The 1,161-nt window shown below is 61.9% G+C and carries 1 protein-coding gene; it reads left to right on the forward strand.

The window, feature by feature from the left end; translation table 11 throughout:
* Window positions 1-83 precede the first annotated feature (83 nt).
* Window positions 84-1,144, forward strand: a protein-coding gene (locus ILT44_RS30445; RefSeq protein ID WP_204243345.1) for an IS630 family transposase whose coding sequence is annotated in 2 segments (ribosomal slippage) — window positions 84-576 and window positions 576-1,144 — 1,062 coding nt in all. Because the reading frame shifts where the segments join, the coding sequence is not laid out codon by codon here.
* The last annotated feature ends 17 nt before the right edge of the window (window positions 1,145-1,161 follow it).

Consider the following 1,161-nt stretch of genomic DNA (forward strand, 5'->3'; position numbering starts at 1 on the left):
ATACCAAGTCCCAACGAGGATGACTCGTCGCAGTTTCAAAGCACCGGAGATGTGATTCAACATGGCAAACGAGGAGGTTTGCTGTGTCGACACCGGTGGCGCTCCGATCTGATTACGATGCCACTCGCCTGAGGAGCCTGGCGCGTCGGGCCAAGGATGGCCCGCAAACCCGAAGGCTTCTGGCTCTGGCGGCGATCTATGACGGGGGCACGCGCACCGAGGCGGCTCAGATCGGCGGCGTGGGCCTGCAGACGGTGCGTGACTGGGTCTTGCGCTTCAATGCCCATGGTCCGGATGGGCTTCTGGACGGCAAGGCCCCAGGTCAGCCCTCGATCCTGAGCCGAGAGCATCGTCAGCACCTGATTCAGATGATCGAGGACGGCCCTGTCCCGGCGGTGCATGGCGTGGTGCGCTGGCGTCTGGTCGACCTGATGCAGTGGCTCTGGGAGGAGTACCAGATCACCATCTCCAAGCAGACACTCAGTCGGGAAGTGCGCGCCCTTGACTATCGCAAGCTCTCAGCCAGACCACGGCATCATGCCCAATCGGCTGGCCTGATGGACGATTTTAAAAAAGCTTCCCCGCGCGTCTGGCGGCGATCGCGACCGGCGAGGCCGGCGGCAAGCCGCTAGAGATCTGGTTTGCTGACGAGGCGCGGGTCGGCCAGAAGAACAAGATCACCCGGCGCTGGGCCAAGCGCGGCACGCGTCCCTCCGCCCCGCGCGATCTGAGAACCGCCTCCGCTTACATCTTCGGAGCGATCTGTCCGGCCCAAGGGAAAGGCGCCGGCTTAGTTCTGCCGCGCTGCACGACAGAGGCCATGGCGCTCCATCTGGCGGAAATCTCCCAGGCAGTCGCACCTGGGGCTCATGCAGTGCTGCTGCTCGATCAAGCCGGCTGGCACGTGTCATCCAGGCTGGCTGTTCCCAAGAACATCACCCTGCTGCCACTGCCGCCAAAATCACCCGAGCTCAATCCGGTGGAGAATATCTGGCAGTATCTGCGCGAGAACTGGATGTCGAACCGGGTGTTCACATCCTACAAGGACATTCTCGATCACTGCTGCGAGGCTTGGAACAAGCTTACCCATCGGCCTTGGCTCATCATGTCCATTGGCCTGCGCGACTGGGCTCACCAATGCTGATCAGTGAGACTTGGTAT

This window comes from Microvirga arvi, from assembly GCF_016892765.1.
Lineage (GTDB): Bacteria > Pseudomonadota > Alphaproteobacteria > Rhizobiales > Beijerinckiaceae > Microvirga > Microvirga arvi.